Here is a 21,973-nt window from a genome sequence, read left to right on the forward strand (position 1 = left end):
CGGCTTTTTCTTAGAGGGGCCGAGATTAAGACCTGATAATCAGACTATGCCTGAACAATACCGTTATACCCTGCCGCGCAAAGCGGGAGAGCAGCGCCTGCTGGGCGAATTGACCGGTGCTGCATGCGCCGTGGAATGCGCAGAAATCATTGAACGTCATGCAGGACTGGTGGTGCTGATCGCCCCGGATATGCAAAACGCGCTGCGGCTTCGTGACGAAATCCAACAGTTTACGGATCAGCCGGTCACCACCTTGCCGGACTGGGAAACCCTGCCCTACGACAGTTTCTCGCCTCATCAGGAAATTATCTCTGCCCGACTCGCGACGTTGTATCAACTGCCGTTGATGGAGCGCGGCGTTCTGATCCTGCCGGTTAACACGTTGATGCAAAAAGTCTGCCCGCATACCTTCCTGCATGGGCATGCGTTGATGCTGAAGAAAGGGCAGCGCTTATCCCGCAACAAACTGCGCAACCAGTTGGAACAGGCGGGCTATCGCAGCGTGGATCAGGTGATGGAACATGGGGAATTCGCCACACGTGGCGCTTTGCTCGATCTGTTTCCGATGGGCAGCGAAGAACCGTTCCGCATCGACTTCTTCGACGATGATATCGACAGTCTGCGGCTGTTCGATGTGGATACCCAGCGAACGCTGAACGAGGTCGATCACATCAGCCTGCTGCCCGCTCACGAGTTCCCGACGGACAAAGACGCCATTGAGCTGTTTCGCAGCCAATGGCGCGAGCAGTTCGACGTGCGCCGCGATCCGGAGCATGTCTACCAGCAGGTCAGCAAGAACACCTGGCCCGCCGGGATTGAGTACTGGCAGCCGCTGTTTTTCAGCCAGCCCCTGCCCTCGCTGTTCAGCTACTTCCCGGAAGGCACGCTGCTGGTCAACAGCGGCGATTTACAGCACAGCGCCGAACGTTTCTGGCAGGACATTCAGCAGCGCTATGACAGCCGCAGCGTCGATCCGATGCGTCCACTGCTGGCGCCTCCCGTCTTATGGCTACCGGTGGACTCGCTGCTCAGCGAAATCAAGCAGTGGCCGCGCGTGCAGCTGCGCACGGAGTCTTTGCCGTCGAAAGCCGCCAACGTCAATTTGGGCTATCAAAAGCTGCCGCCACTGGCCGTCGAGCATCAGCAGAAATCTCCGCTCGATGCGCTGCGCCGCTTCGTGGAGCCGTTCAGCGGCCGTATCGTGTTCTCGGTAGAAAGCGAGGGCCGACGGGAAACGCTGCAGGAACTGTTGTCGCGAATCAAACTGGCGCCACAGCCGATTGCCCGTCTGGAGCAAGCGCAGGAACCCGGCTGTTATCTGCAGGTCGGGGCGAGCGAGCATGGATTCGTGGACACCCTGCAACACTGGGCGTTGATATGCGAAAGCGATCTGCTGGGTGAGCGCGTCAGCCGACCCCGTCAGGACAACCGACGCGCCATCAACACGGAAACGCTCATCCGCAACCTGGCGGAGCTACGCACCGGGCAACCGGTCGTGCATCTGGAACACGGCGTGGGGCGCTATGCCGGACTGACCACCCTTGAAGCTGGCGGTATCACGGCGGAGTACCTGATTCTGCATTACGCTGGCAATGACAAACTCTACGTGCCGGTCTCCTCCCTGCATCTGATCAGCCGTTATGCGGGCGGCAGCGACGAAAACGCGCCGTTGCACAAGCTGGGCGGCGACGCCTGGGTACGCGCTCGTCAAAAAGCCGCCGAGAAAGTTCGCGATGTCGCCGCCGAGCTACTGGATGTGTATGCGCAGCGAGAGGCCAAGCGCGGGTTCGCCTTCAAGCACGACAAAGCCCAATACCAGCTGTTCTGCGAAGGCTTCCCGTTCGAAACCACGCCGGATCAGGCTCAGGCCATCAACGCCGTGTTGAGCGACATGTGCCAACCGCTGGCGATGGATCGCCTGGTATGCGGCGATGTGGGCTTCGGCAAAACCGAAGTCGCCATGCGCGCCGCCTACCTGGCGGTCGAGAACCACAAACAGGTCGCCGTTTTGGTCCCCACGACCCTGCTGGCGCAGCAGCACTTTGATAATTTCCGTGACCGCTTCGCCAACTGGCCCGTTCGCATCGAGATGATTTCCCGCTTCCGCAGTCAGAGCGAACAATCACAGGTGCTGGAACAAACGCGAGAGGGTAAAGTCGATATTCTCATCGGTACCCATAAGCTATTGCAGAGCGATGTGCACTGGCACGATCTGGGACTGCTGATTGTGGATGAAGAGCACCGGTTTGGCGTACGTCACAAAGAACGCATCAAAGCCATGCGCGCCAACGTCGATATCCTGACGCTGACCGCGACGCCTATCCCGCGAACGCTGAATATGGCGATGAGCGGTATGCGCGATTTGTCGATCATCGCCACTCCGCCGGCACGCCGTCTGGCGGTCAAAACCTTTGTGCGTGAATATGACAGCCTGGTGGTGCGAGAAGCGATTCTGCGCGAAACGTTGCGCGGCGGTCAGGTGTACTACCTGTATAACGATGTCGAAAATATCGAAAAGGCCGCGCAGCGACTCAGCGAGCTGGTGCCGGAAGCGCGGATCACCATCGGCCACGGGCAGATGCGCGAACGCGATCTCGAACGGGTCATGAATGACTTCCATCACCAACGTTTCAACGTGCTGGTATGTACGACGATTATTGAAACCGGCATCGATATTCCAAGCGCCAATACCATCATCATTGAACGCGCCGATCATTTTGGTCTGGCGCAGCTTCACCAGCTGCGCGGACGCGTAGGACGCTCTCACCATCAGGCCTACGCCTATCTGTTAACCCCGAATCCGAAGGCCATGAGTTCGGACGCGCACAAACGTCTGGAGGCTATCGCCTCGCTGGAAGATCTCGGCGCCGGCTTTGCGCTGGCAACTCACGATCTGGAGATCCGCGGCGCAGGCGAGCTTCTGGGCGAAGGGCAAAGCGGACAAATGGAAAGCGTCGGCTTCTCGCTGTATATGGAGTTGCTGGAGAGCGCGGTCGAATCGCTCAAGGAAGGTCGGGAACCCTCGCTGGAGGATCTGATCAGCAACCAGACCGACGTCGAGCTGCGGCTGCCGTCCCTGCTGCCGGAAGACTTTATTCCTGATGTAAATACCCGACTGTCGTTTTACAAACGTATCGCCAGCGCCCACGGAGATGGCGAGTTGACGGATCTCAGGGCCGAGCTGATCGACCGATTCGGTCCGCTCCCGGACGCCGCGCGCAACTTGTTGCAGATTGCGGCGCTACGCCAGCAGGCGCAGGCATTGGGCATCAAGCGGATAGAAGGTCACGACAAGGGCGGCTTCATCGAGTTTAGCCAGAATAACCGCGTCGAGCCGAGCCATTTGATTGGTCTGCTGCAGCGAGAACCCAGCGTGTATCGCTTGGATGGTCCGACCCGTCTCAAATTCATTACCGACCTGAGCGATCGCCCCGCGCGATTAACCTTCATCCGCGAACTGTTAACCGCGATGGCGCAGCACACGTGCCCGGTCTGAGGCGCGAAACCGCGTGTGACGGGCGAGTGCGTCTGTCTCCCGTCTGACTGACAGGACCCCGGTTCAAACCGGGGTCTTTTCATTTCACCGCTTGTTTCCGCGCGACAACACTCCGCTCGCCATGTCAGGCTCTCCCGCAAATGCCCGCCATCTTCTAGACGAACGCTCTCGTCGGTACGCACTATGAAGGTGCAGCAAAACGCTATCCGACGGACGATGCGCATACCATTGACTTCTTCTCACTCTCTGGCGCCTTGCCCTGCGAGGGATCGCCTTCCGTCAGATTTGGCTGCAAACATCATGGCATCAATTTTGCGTCATGATGCACCCCGCCGGACAACCGTGCTCGGCACATAGGCCGGCAGGCCCGTAACAGCGAAAGATTCAGGTAAACGTTCTACGCTTAAGCGGTCACCCCATTAACCACGGAGTCCAAAATGATAAGAACGATATGGGTCTCGGCTATTCTGGCCGGGACCGCTTGCCACGCAGCCTATGCCGCGGAAACCCGCCCCTCGTCCACCGATACCTTGCAGAAAATCAAAGCACGCGGGTTGATTGTTGTCGGGCACCGCGAATCCTCCGTCCCCTTTTCCTATCTGGATAACGATCAGAAAGTCGTCGGCTATTCGCAGGAGTATTCGAATGCGATTATCGATGCCGTCAAAAAACAGCTGGGTCTGCCTGACCTCACGGTGAAAATGGTGCCCATCACCTCATCTACGCGCATTCCCCTGCTACAAAACGGATCGATAGATTTTGAGTGTGGATCCACCACCAACAACGCGGAGCGTCAACAACAGGTGGCATTTTCCAACTCTATTTTTATCGTGGGTGGGAAACTTCTGGTCAGGAAAGAGAGTGGGATCGGTGACTTCAACGATCTCGCCGGTAAACCGGTCGTGACGACCGCGGGGACGACTAACGAAATCCTGCTCAACCAGCTGAATGACAAGAACGCCATGAAGATGCGCATTATTTCAGCCAAAGACCACAGCGATGCATTCAGAACGCTGGAGAGCGGGCGTGCGGTAGCGTTCTATATGGACGATCCGCTGCTGGCCGGAGAGCGCGCCAAAGCTAAGCGACCTGACCAATGGGTCATCGTCGGCACGCCGCAATCCCATGAAGCCTATGGCTGTATGCTGCGTAAGAGCGATCCGGCATTCAAGCAGTTGATGGACTCGACAATTGCACAGGCGCAGACCCAGGGCGACGCGGAGAAGTGGTATCAGCGCTGGTTTACGCAGCCTATTCCCCCGAAAAACATCAACATGAACTTTGAGATGTCCGCGGAGATGAAAGCCCTGTTCAACGCGCCAAACGACCATGTTCTGTAATGCATACCTTTCTCTCCTCCCGGTCGTCGCGGAGGAAATTTAACCGGGTAAGCGCTCAGGTTCAGCCCAAACACATCTTGGGATGAACCTGAGCGGCAAGCGAATGTGCCTGGAGGCGCGGCTCAAATCTTTTCGCTCAGTACCAGTTGACCATTGCGGTCTAAAGGAATTTTCGTACCGGGATCGCGTTCCATACGCACTTTACCTTCCTGTTCGCCTATCTTGTAGGTGACGTCATAACCCAGCACTTTTTGCGACTTGTCATACACCGTATGACAACGCTGCTGAGTGGAAGAATATGTATCACGTTCCTGCATTTTGCCCTGCACCTGATTACCCGCGTACCCGCCCGCTAAAGCACCGGCAACCGTCGCGACGTCACGACCACGCCCGCCGCCGAACTGGTGGCCTAAAACGCCCCCGGCAACGGCTCCGAGCACCGACCCGGTAATACGGTTTTCATCTTGCACAGGTTGTCTGTGGGCCACCGTGACATTACGGCACTCCTGCCGCGGCAACTTGACGGTTTCTTTAATCGGTGTAGCAGCTAACACCTGGGCATATTGCGGCTTCGGCGAGAAGACATCCATACTGGCGACAGCGGCCACACCCAGTGCGGCGGCAACGCCGATCCCCACGCCTGCTAACATTGACTTGTTCACAGGAAACCTCCTGAATAAATATTCACGCATTCTCCATCTCGCCCCAACGCCAACCCGTTGCAACAGATCTGTGAAGAGCGGTGATGATTTTGCCGAAAGCGCCAACTTTCGGGTGATGCGACGTGCGCGCAACGCCGTTCGTAAACAGGGGGAAGTCTGCACAAAGTGATTTTGGGGGACAATAGGATTAATGAACCAAACGTCGATCGACATCCGCAAACATTACGATTTGGGATTTTTCTTATTAATTTCAGCAAGAAAGAGTAAGCAGAACTATTTACAAAACAATTAATTAATGCCGCCGATCACGGGGACAGGCGGCCAGGTTCAGACTATCAGTGCAGTTTCAGCTTGGGACGGATGACCCGGTTGATGCGTCCAACCAACATCATCAAACCGGTTCTCACGTAGCCATGCAGCGCAATCTGGTGCATACGATAGAGCGAGATGTATACTAAACGCGCAATCCGCCCTTCGACCATCACGGAGCCACGCATCAGATTGCCCATCAGATTCCCAACGGTGCTGTAATTGGAAAGCGACACCAGCGAACCGTGGTCTTTGTAAACGTAAGATTTCAGCGATTTGCCATTTATCAGCGCCATGATGTTATCGAAGCATAGCGACGCCATCTGATGCGCGGCCTGAGCGCGAGGAGGCACGAAACCGCCGCCTTCCTGCGGGCAGGAAGCGCAGTCGCCCAGCGCGAAAATACTTGTATCGCGGGTGGTTTGCAGCGTGGGTTTCACCACCAGCTGGTTGATGCGGTTAGTTTCTAGGCCGGCAATCTCCTTCATCGCGTCAGGCGCTTTAATGCCCGCGGCCCACACCATCAGATCGGCATCAATAAATTCGCCGTCTTTGGTATGCAGACCTTGGGTCTCCGCGCTGGTCACCATGGTTTTCGTCAACACACGGACACCAATATTTGTCAGTTCCTGATGCACCGCCGAGGAAATACGCGGCGGCAGCGCTGGCAGAATACGTTCGCCTGCTTCGACCAGCGTGACGTTCAGCGTCTTATTATCCAGCGCGTTAAAACCATAGCTGTTTAACTGTTTGACTGCGTTATACAACTCAGCGGACAACTCGACGCCCGTCGCACCGCCGCCCACGATAGCGATATTGACGCGCTCTTTGCGGTTGGGATCAGCGTTGAATTTGAGAAACAGATCCAACATTTCGTTGTGGAAACGACGCGCCTGCTTGGGGTTGTCCAGAAAGATGCAATGCTCTTTAACGCCGGGAGTACCGAAGTCATTGGAAGTACTGCCCAGTGCAACGACCAGAATATCGTACGGCAGCGTACGTGCGGCAACCAACTGCTCGCCGGCTTCGTTACGAATCTCTGCCAGCTCAATCTCTTTTTGCTCGCGATTAATGCCCGTCAACGTCCCCATTTGGAACTGGTAGTGATGATTGCTGGCATGAGCCAGATAACTCAGCGAGTCCATATCATCATCCAGAGAGCCGGTTGCCACTTCGTGCAACAGCGGTTTCCACAAATGGCTTGAATTGCGGTCGACCAGCGTTATTTCGGCTTTGTTTTTGCGGCCTAGTTTGTGCCCAAGGCTTGTTGCAAGTTCTAATCCGCCAGCGCCACCGCCGACAATCACAATTTTTTTGATTGGCAAAGATGTCAAAATGACCCCCTGAAAATAGCTAAGCCCACGGTTAACAAAGGAAAGTCAGAATATCCTTATATAACATGTGGTTCTATAAAGTTAGTTGGTATCTACGGGCAGGATATCATGGCGGGTCATATGGTCATACCAAAATTGATATATATCAATTCTTTTAGATATTTATTGACCAGAGGGACAAGAATAGCTGTTCATAAACAAACAGTTATAAAACTGAAACGATTCCTAAAACACTCGCAAGATGACACCATATTGACACGCAGCAAATCAAGTGGGCGTGGGTAATATCATCAAGGCGTCCCAAGGAAATGGGACGCCTCGCGGTGTCCTTCAAACAGATAAACAGCCCGCTATTTCGCGGTCTTAAAAGACTGCCAGCGTTGGTTGAGAGTGGTCAATTGCTGACTCACTCGTTTCCAACGCGGGGAATCCAGCAGTTCACGGCGCGTGAAATGACCACGGTGTTTCAACCGTTCAAGGCCTGGCACTTCACGATGAGGTAACTGATCTAACACGCTGACGGCCCCTTCACGATGATTGCATACCAATATCATGTCGCAACCGGCTGACAAAGAAGCCTCCGCGCGTTCGGGATAGCTGCCCATGATCGCAGCGCCTTCCATCGACAAATCATCGGAAAAGATGATGCCGTCAAATTTCAACTCCTGCCGCAAAACGCGTTTCAGCCAGTATGGCGAACCGCTGGCAGGCAGCGGGTCGCCTTCGGTATAAATCACATGCGCTGGCATAATCGCGTCCAGCTGCCCGCGATTAATCAATTCACGGAACACCGACATGTCCCGTTCCCGAATCTGAGCTAGCGGACGAGGATCTCGCGGAGTCTCTTTGTGTGAGTCCGCGCTCACCGCGCCATGACCTGGAAAATGTTTGCCCGTCGCTTTCATCCCCGCCGAGTGCATGCCGGTAATAAATCGATCCGCCACCGCCAATACGGTTTGAGGGTCGTCATGAAACGCGCGCTCGCCGATAGCGGCGCTCTGATGACCGACATCCAGCACCGGTGCGAAACTGATGTCGATGTCCATAGCGATCATTTCCGCCGCCATCAGCCAACCGCCCTCTTCCGCCAGTGCTTGCGCCTGCGCTAAATCGTTGAGTGCCGCGAAAGACTGCGCCGCCGGCAACGGAGTGAAACCGTCGCGGAAGCGCTGAACGCGCCCCCCTTCTTGGTCGACGGCAATGACCAGCGGCTGTCGCGCCGCCTGACGGATCTGACGCACCAGCTCGCCGAGCTGCTCCGCATCATGAAAATTACGGCTAAACAGAATTACGCCGCCGACCAGCGGATGTGCCAGCACTTCGCGGTCTTCGGCATCCAGCTCGTAGCTGGCCACATCTAACATTAACGGACCCACAACAACCTCATTCATCTGTTTTTATTTGCCCGCCGAGCCTACCAGGGCAAGCCTAATTTCAACCGCAACGACGTTGCGGCCTGCAAAAATGTCGTCTGGCGCGTCTGCTGCCAGCGAACTTCGTACCACATCAGCATCAGGAAATCGACCCAGGGCAGCCACTGCGTTATCCGCTCGCTCAATAATTGCGAGGACAGACCGGACCAATGGCGGCAGTAATCATCCAGAAATCGCTGCTGTCGTTCACGCGCCAGCGCATTGGCGCGGAACAGCGCCGCTAGCTCCAGAGCGATATCGCCATCGACCGCATATTCCCAATCAATCAGACGCCAGGTTTGCGCATGATGGACGAGGTTGCCCGGATGTACGTCCAGATGCAATGGCGCCAGAATCAACGTCGGCGGCAAAGGGCGGCCTAGCAACCGTTGGAGATGACGCAGCAGGTTTGGCGTCCGCCGGGCGGGCGACATATTTTGCCAATGGCGAGTCAACAGCGCTTTCAACGGCAACGGAAAACCGAATCCAGGTTGATGATGCAGCGCCGCCAAACATGCCGCCAGCGCGCCCTTTTGCAAAAGTTCAGCAAACTGCGCGTCCGTGGCGACGCGCCCTTCCAGCCACTCCACCAGCAGCCACTCGCTGCGCAGGGCGACGGGACGAGGCGCCAGTCCGGTCCGGGAGAGCTGGCGCAAAATGCGGAACTCACGCCGACGATTACCGCCCAGCTGTGAGCCGTCACGCGATTGCCCTCGCGCCAGCCAGTCTCCCTCCGGCGAATGCACCCGCCAGCTTTCTGAACTTAGCCCCCGCACCTCAGACAAACAAAAACCGGCGGTCGACGCCGGTTTTTGTCGTTCAAGCAGCGCAAGGAGCGCTGATTGACTCATAGAGCCTTACTCATGAATCGTGCCGGTGCCGGACCAGACAATTTCGCCGGTCTGAACCAGCATCAATTGCAGCTCCAGTTCAGGAGATTTCACGTCGCCGCTGGCGTCGCTGTAAAGCACATACTGCGCCCCGACATAGCGAGCCAATCCAATCGCTTTGCTACGCGACCCCAGACTATCTTCTGCGGAAAGGCCCAGCGTCTGCCGCGCCACCCCCAGTTGCTGGCGCGACACCAGGGTGAACACAGGGTTAGACCCCAGCGCATTGTAAAGCGCCGCGGTCGCTTTCCCGGTCTGTAGTGAGCCGTTGGTGCTGTTCTTCACGTTATCAAGCAGCAGCAAGCTGCCTTTGGTGACCCCTTCCGCCTTTAACATCTGATCCACCAATGGTGAAACGCTGGCCTGCCAGTCCAGAGACTGAAGTTTAGGCGGTGAAGGAACAGGCTCGGACTGGGGGGGCAATGGCTGCGAAGGCGCCGACGGCTCCGCCGGTTGAACGGGAGCAGGCGGCTGCTCTGGTTGTTGCTGACGGCTGGTACAGCCCGCGGCGATCAGCGCAAGCAGTAATACGCCGAGATATTTCTTCATGATTTTCCTCTCAACAAACCCAAGCAGAAACGACGACACGCTAGTAAGCCACAACGGCATCGCAATACTTTTAGTGACAACGTCACAAATTAAATGGCCAGTAATGGACCCAACGCACAGCCGCCCAGCAGGTGCATGTGCACGTGGTAGACTTCTTGCCCGCCATGACGATTACAGTTGATGACCAAGCGATAGCCATCTTCGGCAATCCCTTCCTGCCGGGCGATTTTCCCCGCCACCGTAATCATGCGTCCCAGCGCGGCTTCATGCTCGGCGGTGGCGTCGTTCACGGTGGGGATTAACACATTCGGTATGATGAGAATGTGGGTGGGTGTGCGTGGCGCGATGTCACGAAACGCGGTGACCAAATCGTCCTGATAAACCACATCCGCTGGAATTTCCCGGCGGATGATTTTACTGAAAATTGTTTCCTCAGCCATGATAACTATCCTTTGTATAGCCGCGCCCTCTGGCGCATCGTTGTGAAGTATGAGCGATAAATCTGATGATTTTCAACCCTCTTCGTTTTTTATCATCGCATTGACAAACTACAGAGCAAACGCGCTTTCCTGCATCCCCAGCGAATACCCCGCCTCGACGATCTTTCGCCACTCCAGATCGGATAGAGTGATGCCATCCGCCATGCGCTCGCGGCAAACCATTATTTCCGGTTCACCCGCCATCAAGATAGGCGCGTCAGGATCGGGAGTGCGCGAAGAGCGCACGTAGTCCAGCATGGCATCATATTCCCGGCGCAACCACGCCATTCCAACCAGTTGAGCAGGGTCGATCACGATGGTCGTCATATTATTGACGATAGCCCCGGCGCGTTCGTTTTCCGGCTGGATAGTACCGCCGCCGGACAGAATCCCCGCCAGCAGTTCTGCCGCCATAATCAATCCCCCGCCCTTGTGTCTGGCAATCGGCCTCAGCGCGCCGGGACGTACTTCATCCCACATCACGCTGGGATCGTTAGTCAGACGACCTTCATTATCGAACATCACCTCTTCATCAAAAGTTTTTCCCGCCAAATAAGCCACCCGCGTTTTCCCCAGGGCGACCATGCTGGTTGCAAAATCGAGAATGAACGGCGGATTTTCGCTGCTGCCGGGGAAAGCAATACAGATAGGATTGGTGCCGAAACGGCTTTCGCTGCCGCTGAAGGGCGCCACGATGGGCGGAAGATCGTTAACGTTGACGAAGTGGATGGCGACCAGGCCCTGATCGGCCGCCATTTCACCATAGGTGCCAATACGCCCAAGGTGGCAGGTCGACGAGAGCGTCATCAGACAGACGCCCGTTGTTTTAACGCGTTCGATAGCTGCCTGCATGGCCTCTTTGCCCGTACGCTGACCGAACCCACGGTCGCCGCTGAACTGCAACACGGCCCCTGCGTCTTTGATCAGCCGTGCAGGCGTATTGGGATGCATAGTCCCTTGTCCGATGAAGCGGACGTACTCCGGCAACATCCCGACGCCGTGGCTATCATGCCCTTTCAAATTAGCGCCAACCAGATGCGCCGCCACGCAGTCCGCTTCACTTTCATCACATCCAAGCTGCTGCAATAACTGCTGTGCCACCTGCGTTAAACGTTGTGCTGATATCTGCATTGTCATTTTCCCAAGTGTAAGTGATGGGATTATCCTACTGCCGAACCTCACCTAGGGGGAATGCTCTTGTGACGCCGCGTCATCCACGTAGAGATCGCGGCCATAAAAATCCGCCTTCATAGAAGGCGGCATTGCTTTGCCGCCCCATAGGGGCGTACTAAGCTCCAACCCGTAGGGTCTTCGCTTCACATTCCACTCAGACTTAATTGATTCTCTTCTTGTTCGTGTTTCTCTTGGTACTTCACGTACTTGCGGATCATTTCTGCGTTCACTCCTACGGTGTCCACGCAGTATCCCTTCGCCCAAAAGTGATTTCCCCAGAGCTTATGTTTTCTTAAATACGGGAATTTATTGAACAGACGTATTGCTGTTCTGCCTTTTAAGTGTCCCATCACTTCCGATACTGACAATTTCGGCGGGATCTTTACCAACAAATGAACATGATCTAACTGAACATTTAGCTCCACGATTTCAATATGAAGCTGCTGACTTAATATCCTGATTTGTCGGTAAACTTCTTTTCCTACATTGTTCTTCAGTATTCGAAATCGGCACTTGGGCGTCCAAACTATATGGTATTGACAATGCCATAGCACATGCGATGCTTTTTCGAACCTACTCAGGGTTAAATCCTTATCAGTTATGGGGATAACAGATTCGGATTTTCCCATGAGTAGCATTACTGGCAGAGCCAAAACGCCGATAACCACGTCCATAGGACGTGGTATTCAGTTAGAAATAAAAAAAGGGGCTTGCGCCCCTTAGTTTGATACATATGAAGTCTGGCTATCAGCTGTTACGGATAAAGTCGTCCATATCCGTTTTCAGGTTGTCAGACTTGGTGCCGAAGATAGCCTGCACGCCTGAACCTGCGACCACAACGCCCGCTGCACCCAGGTTTTTCAGACCCGCCTGGTCTACTTTAGATACATCCGCCACGCTCACGCGCAAACGCGTGATACACGCATCCAGGTTGGTGATGTTGTCTTTACCGCCAAAGGCAGTGACCAGCGCCGCGGCCATTTCACCGCCGCCGGCAACCGATTGGTCTTCTGACGCCACTTCACGACCCGGCGTTTTCAGATTCAGTTTGGCAATCAGCACGCGGAAAAGGGTGTAGTACACCAGCGCGTAGCCCAGACCGACGATCGGGAACAGCCACAGTTTACTCCCGTTGCCGCTCAGTACGATGAAGTCGATTAGGCCATGCGAGAAGCTGGTGCCGTCACGCATTCCTAGCAGAATACAGATTGGGAATGCCAGTCCAGCCAAAATAGCGTGGATGGCATACAGCACCGGCGCGACAAACATGAAGGAGAATTCAATCGGCTCGGTAATCCCGGTCAGGAACGCGGTCAACGCGGCTGAGATCATGATACCCGCGACTTTGGCGCGGTTTTCCGGTCTCGCTGAGTGCCAGATAGCAATCGCCGCCGCCGGCAAACCATACATTTTAAACAGGAAGCCCCCGGACAGTTTACCCGCCGTCGGGTCGCCTGCCATGTAACGAGGGATATCGCCATGGAAGACCTGACCTGCGGCGTTAGTGTATTCGCCGATCTGCATCTGGAACGGGACGTTCCAAATGTGGTGCAGACCAAACGGCACCAGAGAACGCTCAATCAAACCATACAAGCCGAACGCCACCACGGGGTTCTGGTAAGCAGCCCACTGAGAGAACGTCTGAATAGCTGTTCCTATCGGCGGCCACACAAAAGACAGCACTACACCCAGCAGAATGGCGCACAGACCAGAGATGATCGGCACAAACCGCTTACCGGCGAAGAAGCCCAGGTATTCCGGCAGTTTGATGCGGTAGAAGCGGTTAAACATGTAGGCCGCGATAGAACCGGCGATGATCCCCCCGAGAACCCCGGTATCCGCCAGATGCTTCGCTGCAATTTCCTCTGCGGGCATGTGCAGGACGAGCGGTGCAACAACGGCCAGCGTCTTCACCATGATGCCGTAGGCCACTACGGCGGCCAGGGCTGAAACCCCGTCATTATTCGTGAACCCCAGCGCCACGCCGATGGCGAAAATCAACGGCATATTGGCAAAGACAGATCCACCCGCTTCTGCCATGACATGGGAAACGACTGCGGGCAACCAGCTAAAATTGGCCGCACCGACGCCCAGCAGAATACCTGCGATGGGCAGCACGGATACCGGCAGCATTAGCGATTTACCTACTTTTTGCAGGTTTGCGAATGCATTCTTGAACATAATTGAGTGTGCTCCTGAGTGATAATGCTTTGCTTCTGATACGTGATGCGAAGGTGGGAGAATATCCTTCAGAGTGCAAGGATGTCGCAGCATCCTTTTATTTTTTACGCAGACTAAAATAAATGTGGCGCCTAATGTTTGATAGGTGTCACGTTTCAACACAACAACACCCTGTAAATATTACAGAAGTTGCATTTTTTGTGATCGACATCTAAAAACACCAACAAACCCCAGGATTTTTTCTGGATACAGAGTATCTACCCACCCGATTAATTACGAGGTCCGAAAAATCCGACCATTCTCATCCACTATCTAACAGGGGTCAACCGCGCGGGATCAATGTGGAACAGATCAGCAAAGTTGGCGCTGGTAGTTTCCGCCAGCGTGTCGAGACTGACGTTTTTAAGCACCGCCAAATACTCCGCCACATCGCGGACATAGGCCGGCTGATTCTCTTTACCTCGGTACGGCACCGGCGCTAACCAGGGAGAATCCGTTTCGATCAGCATGCGATCCAACGGCACATACCGCGCCACCTCTCTCAGCGCTTCCGCCGTACGGAAGGTCACGATACCGGAAAACGAGATATAGAACCCCATATCCAGCAGTTGCTCAGCGGTGTCCTTATCTTCAGTAAAGCAATGTAAAACCCCGCGGCACTCGTTGGCTTTTTCTTCCGCCAAAATCGCCAGCGTATCGGCGCGCGCTGAACGCGTGTGAACAATAATCGGCTTGTTCAGCTCACGTCCGATGCGAATGTGCTCGCGGAAGGAGGCCTGCTGACGGCCGATGGCGTCCGGGTCCTGTTCGTAGTGGTAATCCAGCCCCGTTTCACCCAGCGCGACCACCTCAGGCAATGCGGCCAGCTCACGCAGCTCAGCGTAGTCATAAGGCTCTTCCATACTGAGGGGATGCACGCCGCAGGAAAAGGCAACGTTGTCCCTTTCGCCGATCAACGTTTTCATCGAACGGAATCCCGGTAAGGTAGTGGCGACGGCCAGGAAGAAACGCACATCCCGCTCTTCGGCTTTCGTCAGTACATCAGAGACGTCTCGGTGTAGAGACTGATAATCAAGACCATCGAGATGGCAGTGGGAATCGACAAGCAGCATAGTGGCTATCCAATAATTTTAGGCAGTAAATGGATGTGGTAATCGAGGAGATGACACAGATAAACTCTGCTCCCAGTCGAGCAACAATGAGGTGAGCAGCAGTTCGCGATTGGCTCCCGTGATGGTGCGGAGCTGGTGGCGGCACTGCAGCCAACGACGCAGCGCGAACAGCAATTGGTCAGGCGTAAGCGCCCTCGCCAGCTGTTCAACCAGCGTAAGCTGATCCTGATTGACCAGATGTGAACTTGCGCTCTGGTGACATTTCAACGCGTCCAGAAATAGCGAAGCCACCCAGTGAATACGCTCAACGGTGTCATCCCCATTGAGCGGCGTCACCAAAGACAACATGTCCCGCTGCGCCAGACAATCCGAAAGCGACTGACACAGCGTGAGACGCGGTTTCCATTGTCCCGGTTGCAGCAGGTGGTCCGCCGCCAGTGGCGCGCCCGCATAAAGGCGCAGCGCCGTCTGTAACGATGGCTCGTCTGGATGTCCGCGCTGACGCAACCAGTGCATGGCGTGCGCCTCATCGGGGACAGGCAAGTAGTAATAAGAACACCGGCTGCGCAGCGTCGCCAACAATCGCGACGGCTCGCGGCATCCCAGAAAGAAATAGGTATCCTGAGGCGGCTCTTCCAGCGTTTTTAATAGGGCATTGGCCGCCGCTTCGGTCAATAATTCAGCCTGAGGCAGGCTAACGACTTTCGCCCCTCCCTGCCGCGAGCGTTGATAGACTTTTTCGAGCACCGACCGCACCGCATCCACCCCCAAACTCTGTTTGCCTTTTTCTAAGGCAAGGGTGTGCCAGTCCGGGTGCGTCCCTGCGCTCATTAATTGGCAAGAGTGGCAATGCCCGCAACTTTTTATGCCCTCCGGTTGTTGGCACATCAGCCAGCGACTTAAGGCATAGCTTAAGGAAGATTCGCCCATTCCCGCCAGCGCATGGATGAGCAGCGCGTGGTGACCTCGACCTGCCTGATGCGGGGTCAGCAGCTGGCGGTAGGGAGCATTCAGCCACGGATACCACTCCATCAGCCCGGTTCTCCGCATGTCAGACCAAGATGCGTCAGCCACTCGGCAAGCGCCTGATGGATGTCGTGACTCACCTGTTCCAGCGTTTGCGCGGCATCGATCGTCACAATACTCGGGTCGGCAGCGGCCAGCGCCTGATAGCGTGCTCGGGTGCGATCGAAGAATGCCAGCGACTCTTGCTCGATACGGTCAAGTGCTCCGCGCTGACGCGCTCGCTGTAAGCCGACGGCCGGGGGAAGATCGAGATACAAAGTCATATCGGGACGAAAATCGCCCAGCACCGTGTCACGCAGAGACGTCATCAATGTGTGATCGATTCCACGACCGCCGCCCTGATAGGCCTGAGAGGAAAGGTCGTGACGGTCGCCAACCACCCAGGCGCCCCGCTGCAACGCGGGCTTGATGACGTTTTCCACCAATTGCACTCGCGCTGCATAGAGCATCAACAGTTCGGCTTTATCCGTCAGTTTTTCACCCTCGACACCCTGTTTAATCAGAGTACGCAATTGCTCCGCCAGCGGGGTGCCGCCCGGCTCACGGGTGAAAACAACCTCTTCGATGCCAAACTGGCGCAAGGTTGCCACCACGACGTTGCGAGCGCTGGTTTTTCCGGCCCCTTCCAGCCCTTCGATGACGATGAATTTACTGTGCATGCTTTTCCTTTACGGCTACCGACGCGTTACGGTATTCCCGCACCGCGCGATTGTGGTCGGATAGATTGGTGGTAAACGTGTGTCCCCCCTTTCCATCCGCGACAAAATAGAGATAGTGAGTTTTTTCAGGATGCGCCGCAGCTTCCAGAGACGCTCTGCCCGGCATGGCTATGGGCGTTGGCGGCAGGCCGCTGATGACGTAAGTGTTGTACGCTGTCGGCGTATCCAGTGCGCTGCGCGTAATGGTGCCATTATAGCGTTCTCCCATGCCGTAAATCACCGTGGGATCTGTCTGCAAGCGCATGCCCACGCGCAAGCGGTTGATAAAGACGGATGCAATCAATGCTCTTTCACTGCCGATGGCCGTTTCCTTTTCGATGATCGACGCCATCGTCAGCAACTCTTCTTTATTCTTGTATGGCAGACCGTCCTCGCGCCCCTGCCAGACTTCGTCGACGATTTTATCCATCCGCTGGAAGGCGCGCGTCAGTACGGTTTTATCCGTCATGCCTGCGGTGTGCAGATAGGTGTCCGGGTAAAACCAGCCTTCGGGATTGGACTGATCCTTGATACCCAGCGCTTCGGCAATTTCCTGCGGACTCTTCCCGGTCAGCGTTTTCTTAAGATACGGCGCCCGCTGTAGGGTTTCCAACCAGTCACGCAGTCGCGATCCTTCCACAAACCGAATGGCGAACTGCGCTTCTTTACCGCTATCCAATAGGCTCAGCATCTGCCGAACCGTCATTCCGGGTTGCAAGCGGTAGGTTCCGGCTTTGAAATTGCCCAGCGCCGGCTCCAGCCGCAATAATACGGGGAAGCGCCAGCTGGCAGACAAAATTTTCTGTTCCGCCAGTTGCTGTTCAAGCGCTTCATGACCGGCTCCCGCCGGGAGAGTAAATAGGGTTTCCTGAGTGATATTGAGCGGCGAGGCGGCGAACTGCTGCACCTGTTTCCACAGGATGAAGGCCCCTACGACCACAAGAGCGAGGCAGCCAATCCCAATTTTCATTCTCTTCATAACATTCCATTACTCACAGTTAGGGCTCAGAAAGTCATAGAGATCTCGTGAGCGATAACACCAGGCTTCGGCCTGGTTGACAGAAATTAATGGCATCAAAGCATTGCAAATAAGCACTTCATCAGCCGTCGCCAGGGCTTCCAGCGGAGCGACGACAACTTGCAGCTGATAGTCCGATTGTTCCAGCAATTTCATAATATGGCGTCGCGTCAGGCCATCGACGCCGGACTGCGAAACATCCGGGGTATAAACCGCTTTGCCGCGCCGCCAGAATAAATTAGCCGCACAGCATTCCACTAGCCTGTCGTGGGTGTCAAGCACCAGGGCCTCGTCAGCATCCTGCTGGTCAAGGTGCCGGCGGATCAGCACCTGCTCCAGACGATTCAGATGTTTTATGCCGGCAAGGAGCGGGTTCCTCGCTAATTTTATCCGGCTAAGCGCCAACGTAATGCCATCCCGACGCCAGCGATCGTAATGGGCGGGGTAATCAGTGTGCATGACCATCCGGACCGGGGCGATACATCCCCTGGGACTGTATCCCCTTCCCCCCACGCCACGAGTCACGACGGCTTTTACCACGCCGCTCGTCTTCCCCTCAGCAGCCTGTTGCATCTCTGCCGACAGTAGATCCCAGTCGATATCCGGAAGCATCAGCACCTGTGCCGCGCGTTGCAGTCGCTGGATATGGCATTCGAGCCATACCACACGTCCGTTGAGCACCCGAGCCGTGGTAAAACAGCCATCGCCGTACTGTACACTACGATCAGAAGCGGGCAGATACTGGTCTAACACACCATTAATCAACCACATAGATTCAATTCCACTTTATGACAGAAAGAGTGAGCTTAAACGCACGACCAAGGAAAATTAACCTTAGCCTATTTTATTCAGACAAAAAAAAGCCCGGAAGATCCGGGCTTTCATCAAGCGCTCACGTCAGACTTTACGGAAGACCAATGAACCATTGGTGCCACCGAATCCGAATGAGTTACACAGCACGTATTCCATGCCAGAAACCTGACGAGCCTCGTGAGGCACGAAATCCAGGTCGCAACCCTCATCCGGGTTATCAAGATTGATCGTTGGCGGAATCGCCTGATCGCGCAGCGCAAGAACACACATAATGGATTCCACCGCGCCAGCCGCACCCAGCAGGTGACCCGTCATGGACTTGGTCGAGCTGACCATCACGCGGGATGCGCTTTCGCCAAAGACGGATTTCACCGCCTGAGTTTCGGCTTTATCGCCAACCGGAGTCGACGTGCCGTGCGCGTTGATGTAGCCCACTTGTTCTGCGGTGATGTTAGCATCGCGGAACGCATTGACCATTGCCTGCGCGGCACCAGCGCCATCTGACGGCGGCGACGTCATATGGTACGCATCGCTGCTCATGCCAAAGCCGGTGATTTCAGCATAAATTTTAGCGCCGCGGCGTTTAGCATGCTCGTACTCTTCAAGCACCATAATGCCAGCGCCGTCGCCCAGAACGAACCCGTCACGATCTTTGTCCCACGGACGGCTCGCCGCCTGCGGGTCGTCATTGCGGGTTGAAAGGGCACGGGCTGCGCCGAATCCACCCACGCCCAGCGGACTACTGGCTTTTTCGGCACCACCGGCCAGCATCGCGTCAGCATCACCGTAAGCGATGATACGAGCAGCATGTCCGATGTTATGTACGCCAGAAGTACAAGCAGTCGCGATGGAGATACTTGGTCCTTGCAGACCAAACATGATGCTCAGATGACCGGCAACCATGTTCACGATGGTGGAAGGGACAAAGAAAGGACTGATTTTACGAGGGCCGCCACGAACCAGAGCCGCGTGGTTTTCCTCAATTAGCCCCAGACCGCCAATACCCGAACCAATGGCAGCACCAATACGTCCGGCATTGGCTTCTGTGACTTCGAGGCCCGAATCTTTCATAGCCTGAATACCGGCCACGACGCCGTACTGAATAAAAGCGTCCATCTTGCGAGCATCTTTACGCGAGATGAATTCTTCACAATTAAAATTGTCAACTAAGCCAGCAAAACGTGTTGCATAGGCACTAGTATCGAAATGATCAATGGGTTTGATACCACTCTGACCGGCAAGCAAAGCCTTCCAAGTTGACTCAACTGTGTTGCCGACAGGAGATAACATGCCCAGACCAGTCACAACTACACGACGCTTAGACACGCTGATCCTCCAGGGAGGGAAAATACTGAGGTATTAAAGGAAACTTAGGCGGTCGAATGACCGCCTAGATATGTTCATTTACTGCTGGTTTGCCTGGATAAAATCAATTGCTGCCTGAACAGTAGTGATTTTTTCGGCTTCTTCGTCTGGAATCTCGGTATCAAACTCTTCTTCCAGAGCCATGACCAGCTCAACGGTGTCAAGAGAATCAGCGCCGAGGTCATCAACGAAGGAAGCATTGTTTACCACTTCTTCCGGCTTAACACCCAGCTGTTCAACGATGATTTTCTTAACGCGTTCTTCGATAGTGCTCATACTCTTAAATTTCCTATCAAAACTCGCTTTCGCGATGGTTTTCGTAGTGTATAAAATGTTGAAAAAGATGCAACAAAATCAGTACTGGTCGAGCCAGGATTTTGTGCTTTTTGCAGATTTCGCTGCAAAATGAAGCAAATACGATCTGACTTATCAGATCATATACATGCCGCCATTAACATGCAATGTTTCACCGGTGATGTAACCCGCTTCTTCAGAAGCTAAGAACGTAACAGCACTGGCAATTTCTTTCGCATCGCCCAGCCGTCCAGCAGGAACACCAGCCAAAATGCCCGCACGCTGTTCGTCTGTCAATGCTCGAGTCATATCGGTTTCAATAAAACCCGGAGCCACGACGTTGACGGTCACGCCACGCGAGGCCACTTCCTGCGCCAGAGATTTACTGAACCCAACCAGCCCGGCTTTAGCGGCCGAATAGTTGGACTGCCCAGGGTTACCGCTGGTGCCGACCACAGAGCCGATAGTGATGATACGGCCGAAACGCTTTTTCATCATGGAACGCAGCACGGCTTTGGACAAGCGAAATACGGAACGCAGGTTCGTATCCAGCACATCCTGCCACTCTTCGTCTTTCATGCGAATCAGCAGATTATCTCGTGTGATGCCTGCGTTATTGACCAGAATGTCGATATCGCCGAATTCTGACTTGATAGCAGCCAAAGTCGATTCGATCGAAGACATATCCGCGACATTCAGGACATAACCTTTACCATTGTCACCCAGCCACGCGCTGATATCAGCGGCACCTTTTTCGCTCGTCGCCGTTCCCATCACCTTCGCGCCACGCGCGACCAGTGATTCAGCGATAGCACGACCGATGCCACGGCTGGCGCCGGTGACAAGAACAATTTTTCCGTCAAAGCTCATCATCTATTCCGTTTATTGATCAAGGGCTGTTGATAAGGAAGCAGAATCATTGACTGCCGACGCAGTCAGCGTATCTACGATTCGTTTGGTCAGTCCGGTAAGTACTTTACCCGGCCCAACCTCTAAAAGCTTCTGCACGTCCTGCGCAGCGATGTATTCGACGCACTCCGTCCAGCGGACAGGGTTGGAAAGCTGGCGCACCAGCGCACTGCGGATAGCTTCCGGCGAAGTTTCAGTCTGGACATCCACATTGTTCACAACCGGAATGTGAGGCGCGTTGAAAGTCACATTATCCAACGCTGCCGCTAATTTACGTGCGGCGGGTTCCATCAAGGCGCAATGAGAAGGCACGCTGACTGGCAGCGGCAGCGCGCGTTTCGCTCCGGCGGCCTTACAGGCGGCGCCAGCGCGTTCAACCGCTTCTTTATTACCCGCGATGACGACCTGTCCTGGAGAGTTGAAGTTCACCGGCGAGACAACCTGCCCCTGGGCGGATTCCGCGCAGGCAGCAGCGATAGTGTCGTTATCGAGGCCGATGATGGCATACATAGCGCCGGTGTTTTCCGGCACCGCTTCCTGCATCAGCTTGCCGCGTAACTCCACCAGACTGACCGCCTGTTTGAAGTCCATGACGCCGGCGCAAACCAAAGCGGAATATTCGCCCAGGCTGTGGCCGGCCATCAGCGCCGGCGCTTTACCGCCCTGCTGCTGCCATGCACGCCATATGGCGACGGATGCGCTTAACAGCGCTGGCTGCGTCTGCCAGGTTTTGTTTAACTCTTCCGCCGGACCCTGTTGAGTCAGTTGCCACAGGTCATAACCCAAAACGGAGGAAGCTTCATCGAATGTGTCCTTGACTATCGGATTCGTCTCCGCCAGTTCAGCCAGCATACCGACTGATTGGGAACCTTGTCCCGGGAACACCATTGCAAAATGAGTCATAATCAGAAAG

General features: G+C 55.1%; 20 protein-coding genes. 2 read left to right on the top strand and 18 right to left on the bottom strand.

Features of this window, described 5'->3' with window-relative positions:
• Positions 1-46: 46 nt before the first annotated feature.
• Together mfd and BLU64_RS05115 are read left to right on the top strand one after the other, a co-directional pair.
• Positions 47-3,496, top strand: coding sequence for a transcription-repair coupling factor (mfd, locus tag BLU64_RS05110; RefSeq protein WP_026742713.1), 3,450 nt, complete (start codon positions 47-49; stop codon positions 3,494-3,496).
• Positions 3,497-3,933: 437 nt separating this feature from the next.
• Complete coding sequence (locus BLU64_RS05115) at positions 3,934-4,836, top strand: glutamate/aspartate ABC transporter substrate-binding protein (protein ID WP_026742714.1); 903 nt, start codon at positions 3,934-3,936, stop codon at positions 4,834-4,836.
• A 122-nt stretch (positions 4,837-4,958) separates the two neighbouring features.
• Here the strand turns inward: BLU64_RS05115 and BLU64_RS05120 are convergent, their stop codons facing one another.
• The 18 genes from BLU64_RS05120 to fabD all read right to left on the bottom strand — a co-directional run bounded on the left by BLU64_RS05120 (position 4,959) and on the right by fabD (position 21,963).
• On the bottom strand, positions 4,959-5,498 hold the full coding sequence (locus BLU64_RS05120) for a glycine zipper 2TM domain-containing protein (RefSeq protein WP_026742715.1): 540 nt from the start codon (positions 5,496-5,498) through the stop codon (positions 4,959-4,961).
• A gap of 335 nt (positions 5,499-5,833) precedes the next feature.
• A complete protein-coding gene (locus BLU64_RS05125; RefSeq protein WP_026742716.1) occupies positions 5,834-7,141 on the bottom strand; it encodes an NAD(P)/FAD-dependent oxidoreductase in 1,308 nt (435 codons plus the stop codon).
• 350 nt (positions 7,142-7,491) lie between these two features.
• Positions 7,492-8,517, bottom strand: a complete 1,026-nt coding sequence (nagZ, locus tag BLU64_RS05130; protein ID WP_026742717.1) for a beta-N-acetylhexosaminidase — start codon at positions 8,515-8,517, stop codon at positions 7,492-7,494.
• Between the two features lie 38 nt (positions 8,518-8,555).
• Positions 8,556-9,404: a phosphotransferase gene (locus BLU64_RS05135; protein ID WP_074728035.1), complete on the bottom strand. Its 849-nt coding sequence runs from the start codon at positions 9,402-9,404 to the stop codon at positions 8,556-8,558.
• Between the two features lie 6 nt (positions 9,405-9,410).
• Positions 9,411-9,992, bottom strand: coding sequence for a penicillin-binding protein activator LpoB (lpoB, locus tag BLU64_RS05140; protein ID WP_026740369.1), 582 nt, complete (start codon positions 9,990-9,992; stop codon positions 9,411-9,413).
• Positions 9,993-10,081: 89 nt separating this feature from the next.
• Complete coding sequence (gene hinT / locus BLU64_RS05145) at positions 10,082-10,432, bottom strand: purine nucleoside phosphoramidase (protein WP_026740370.1); 351 nt, start codon at positions 10,430-10,432, stop codon at positions 10,082-10,084.
• 108 nt (positions 10,433-10,540) lie between these two features.
• Positions 10,541-11,602: a malate/lactate/ureidoglycolate dehydrogenase gene (locus tag BLU64_RS05150; RefSeq protein WP_074728036.1), complete on the bottom strand. Its 1,062-nt coding sequence runs from the start codon at positions 11,600-11,602 to the stop codon at positions 10,541-10,543.
• A 185-nt stretch (positions 11,603-11,787) separates the two neighbouring features.
• Positions 11,788-12,225 carry an IS200/IS605 family transposase gene (gene tnpA, locus BLU64_RS05155; protein WP_026742721.1) on the bottom strand — a complete coding sequence of 146 codons (438 nt, stop codon included), beginning with the start codon at positions 12,223-12,225 and terminating at the stop codon, positions 11,788-11,790.
• Positions 12,226-12,391: 166 nt separating this feature from the next.
• Positions 12,392-13,825 (bottom strand): PTS glucose transporter subunit IIBC, encoded by a 1,434-nt coding sequence (gene ptsG / locus BLU64_RS05160; protein ID WP_026742722.1) that lies wholly within the window; start codon positions 13,823-13,825, stop codon positions 12,392-12,394.
• A 308-nt stretch (positions 13,826-14,133) separates the two neighbouring features.
• The gene (locus BLU64_RS05165; RefSeq protein ID WP_026742723.1) at positions 14,134-14,937 is read right to left on the bottom strand and encodes a metal-dependent hydrolase; all 804 of its coding nucleotides are present in this window, start codon (positions 14,935-14,937) and stop codon (positions 14,134-14,136) included.
• Between the two features lie 18 nt (positions 14,938-14,955).
• A complete protein-coding gene (gene holB, locus BLU64_RS05170) occupies positions 14,956-15,969 on the bottom strand; it encodes a DNA polymerase III subunit delta' (RefSeq protein ID WP_026742724.1) in 1,014 nt (337 codons plus the stop codon).
• Positions 15,969-16,622 carry a dTMP kinase gene (gene tmk, locus BLU64_RS05175; RefSeq protein ID WP_026742725.1) on the bottom strand — a complete coding sequence of 218 codons (654 nt, stop codon included), beginning with the start codon at positions 16,620-16,622 and terminating at the stop codon, positions 15,969-15,971. Before tmk ends, holB begins: the two co-directional genes overlap by 1 nt.
• A complete protein-coding gene (gene mltG, locus BLU64_RS05180; RefSeq protein ID WP_026742726.1) occupies positions 16,612-17,640 on the bottom strand; it encodes an endolytic transglycosylase MltG in 1,029 nt (342 codons plus the stop codon). Before mltG ends, tmk begins: the two co-directional genes overlap by 11 nt.
• A gap of 9 nt (positions 17,641-17,649) precedes the next feature.
• On the bottom strand, positions 17,650-18,450 hold the full coding sequence (gene pabC, locus BLU64_RS05185) for an aminodeoxychorismate lyase (RefSeq protein ID WP_026742727.1): 801 nt from the start codon (positions 18,448-18,450) through the stop codon (positions 17,650-17,652).
• A gap of 126 nt (positions 18,451-18,576) precedes the next feature.
• On the bottom strand, positions 18,577-19,818 hold the full coding sequence (gene fabF / locus BLU64_RS05190; RefSeq protein ID WP_074728038.1) for a beta-ketoacyl-ACP synthase II: 1,242 nt from the start codon (positions 19,816-19,818) through the stop codon (positions 18,577-18,579).
• 78 nt (positions 19,819-19,896) lie between these two features.
• A complete protein-coding gene (gene acpP / locus BLU64_RS05195) occupies positions 19,897-20,133 on the bottom strand; it encodes an acyl carrier protein (RefSeq protein WP_012765204.1) in 237 nt (78 codons plus the stop codon).
• A 153-nt stretch (positions 20,134-20,286) separates the two neighbouring features.
• Positions 20,287-21,021: a 3-oxoacyl-ACP reductase FabG gene (gene fabG / locus BLU64_RS05200; RefSeq protein WP_074728040.1), complete on the bottom strand. Its 735-nt coding sequence runs from the start codon at positions 21,019-21,021 to the stop codon at positions 20,287-20,289.
• 12 nt (positions 21,022-21,033) lie between these two features.
• The gene (gene fabD, locus BLU64_RS05205) at positions 21,034-21,963 is read right to left on the bottom strand and encodes an ACP S-malonyltransferase (protein WP_026742730.1); all 930 of its coding nucleotides are present in this window, start codon (positions 21,961-21,963) and stop codon (positions 21,034-21,036) included.
• Positions 21,964-21,973: the final 10 nt, after the last annotated feature.

This window comes from Lonsdalea quercina, assembly GCF_900107885.1.
GTDB lineage: Bacteria > Pseudomonadota > Gammaproteobacteria > Enterobacterales > Enterobacteriaceae > Lonsdalea > Lonsdalea quercina.

What these genes read in the sequence shown, in the direction of transcription:
- ptsG (WP_026742722.1), bottom strand. Translation starts at nt 13,825, where the DNA reads ATGTTCAAGAATGCATTCGCAAACCTGCAAAAAGTAGGTAAATCGCTA.
- lpoB (WP_026740369.1), bottom strand. Translation starts at nt 9,992, where the DNA reads ATGAAGAAATATCTCGGCGTATTACTGCTTGCGCTGATCGCCGCGGGC.
- fabD (WP_026742730.1), bottom strand. Translation starts at nt 21,963, where the DNA reads ATGACTCATTTTGCAATGGTGTTCCCGGGACAAGGTTCCCAATCAGTC.
- fabG (WP_074728040.1), bottom strand. Translation starts at nt 21,021, where the DNA reads ATGAGCTTTGACGGAAAAATTGTTCTTGTCACCGGCGCCAGCCGTGGC.
- BLU64_RS05150 (WP_074728036.1), bottom strand. Translation starts at nt 11,602, where the DNA reads ATGCAGATATCAGCACAACGTTTAACGCAGGTGGCACAGCAGTTATTG.
- acpP (WP_012765204.1), bottom strand. Translation starts at nt 20,133, where the DNA reads ATGAGCACTATCGAAGAACGCGTTAAGAAAATCATCGTTGAACAGCTG.
- mfd (WP_026742713.1), top strand. Translation starts at nt 47, where the DNA reads ATGCCTGAACAATACCGTTATACCCTGCCGCGCAAAGCGGGAGAGCAG.
- BLU64_RS05135 (WP_074728035.1), bottom strand. Translation starts at nt 9,404, where the DNA reads ATGAGTCAATCAGCGCTCCTTGCGCTGCTTGAACGACAAAAACCGGCG.
- BLU64_RS05165 (WP_026742723.1), bottom strand. Translation starts at nt 14,937, where the DNA reads ATGCTGCTTGTCGATTCCCACTGCCATCTCGATGGTCTTGATTATCAG.
- tmk (WP_026742725.1), bottom strand. Translation starts at nt 16,622, where the DNA reads ATGCACAGTAAATTCATCGTCATCGAAGGGCTGGAAGGGGCCGGAAAA.
- holB (WP_026742724.1), bottom strand. Translation starts at nt 15,969, where the DNA reads ATGGAGTGGTATCCGTGGCTGAATGCTCCCTACCGCCAGCTGCTGACC.
- hinT (WP_026740370.1), bottom strand. Translation starts at nt 10,432, where the DNA reads ATGGCTGAGGAAACAATTTTCAGTAAAATCATCCGCCGGGAAATTCCA.
- mltG (WP_026742726.1), bottom strand. Translation starts at nt 17,640, where the DNA reads ATGAAGAGAATGAAAATTGGGATTGGCTGCCTCGCTCTTGTGGTCGTA.
- BLU64_RS05115 (WP_026742714.1), top strand. Translation starts at nt 3,934, where the DNA reads ATGATAAGAACGATATGGGTCTCGGCTATTCTGGCCGGGACCGCTTGC.
- pabC (WP_026742727.1), bottom strand. Translation starts at nt 18,450, where the DNA reads ATGTGGTTGATTAATGGTGTGTTAGACCAGTATCTGCCCGCTTCTGAT.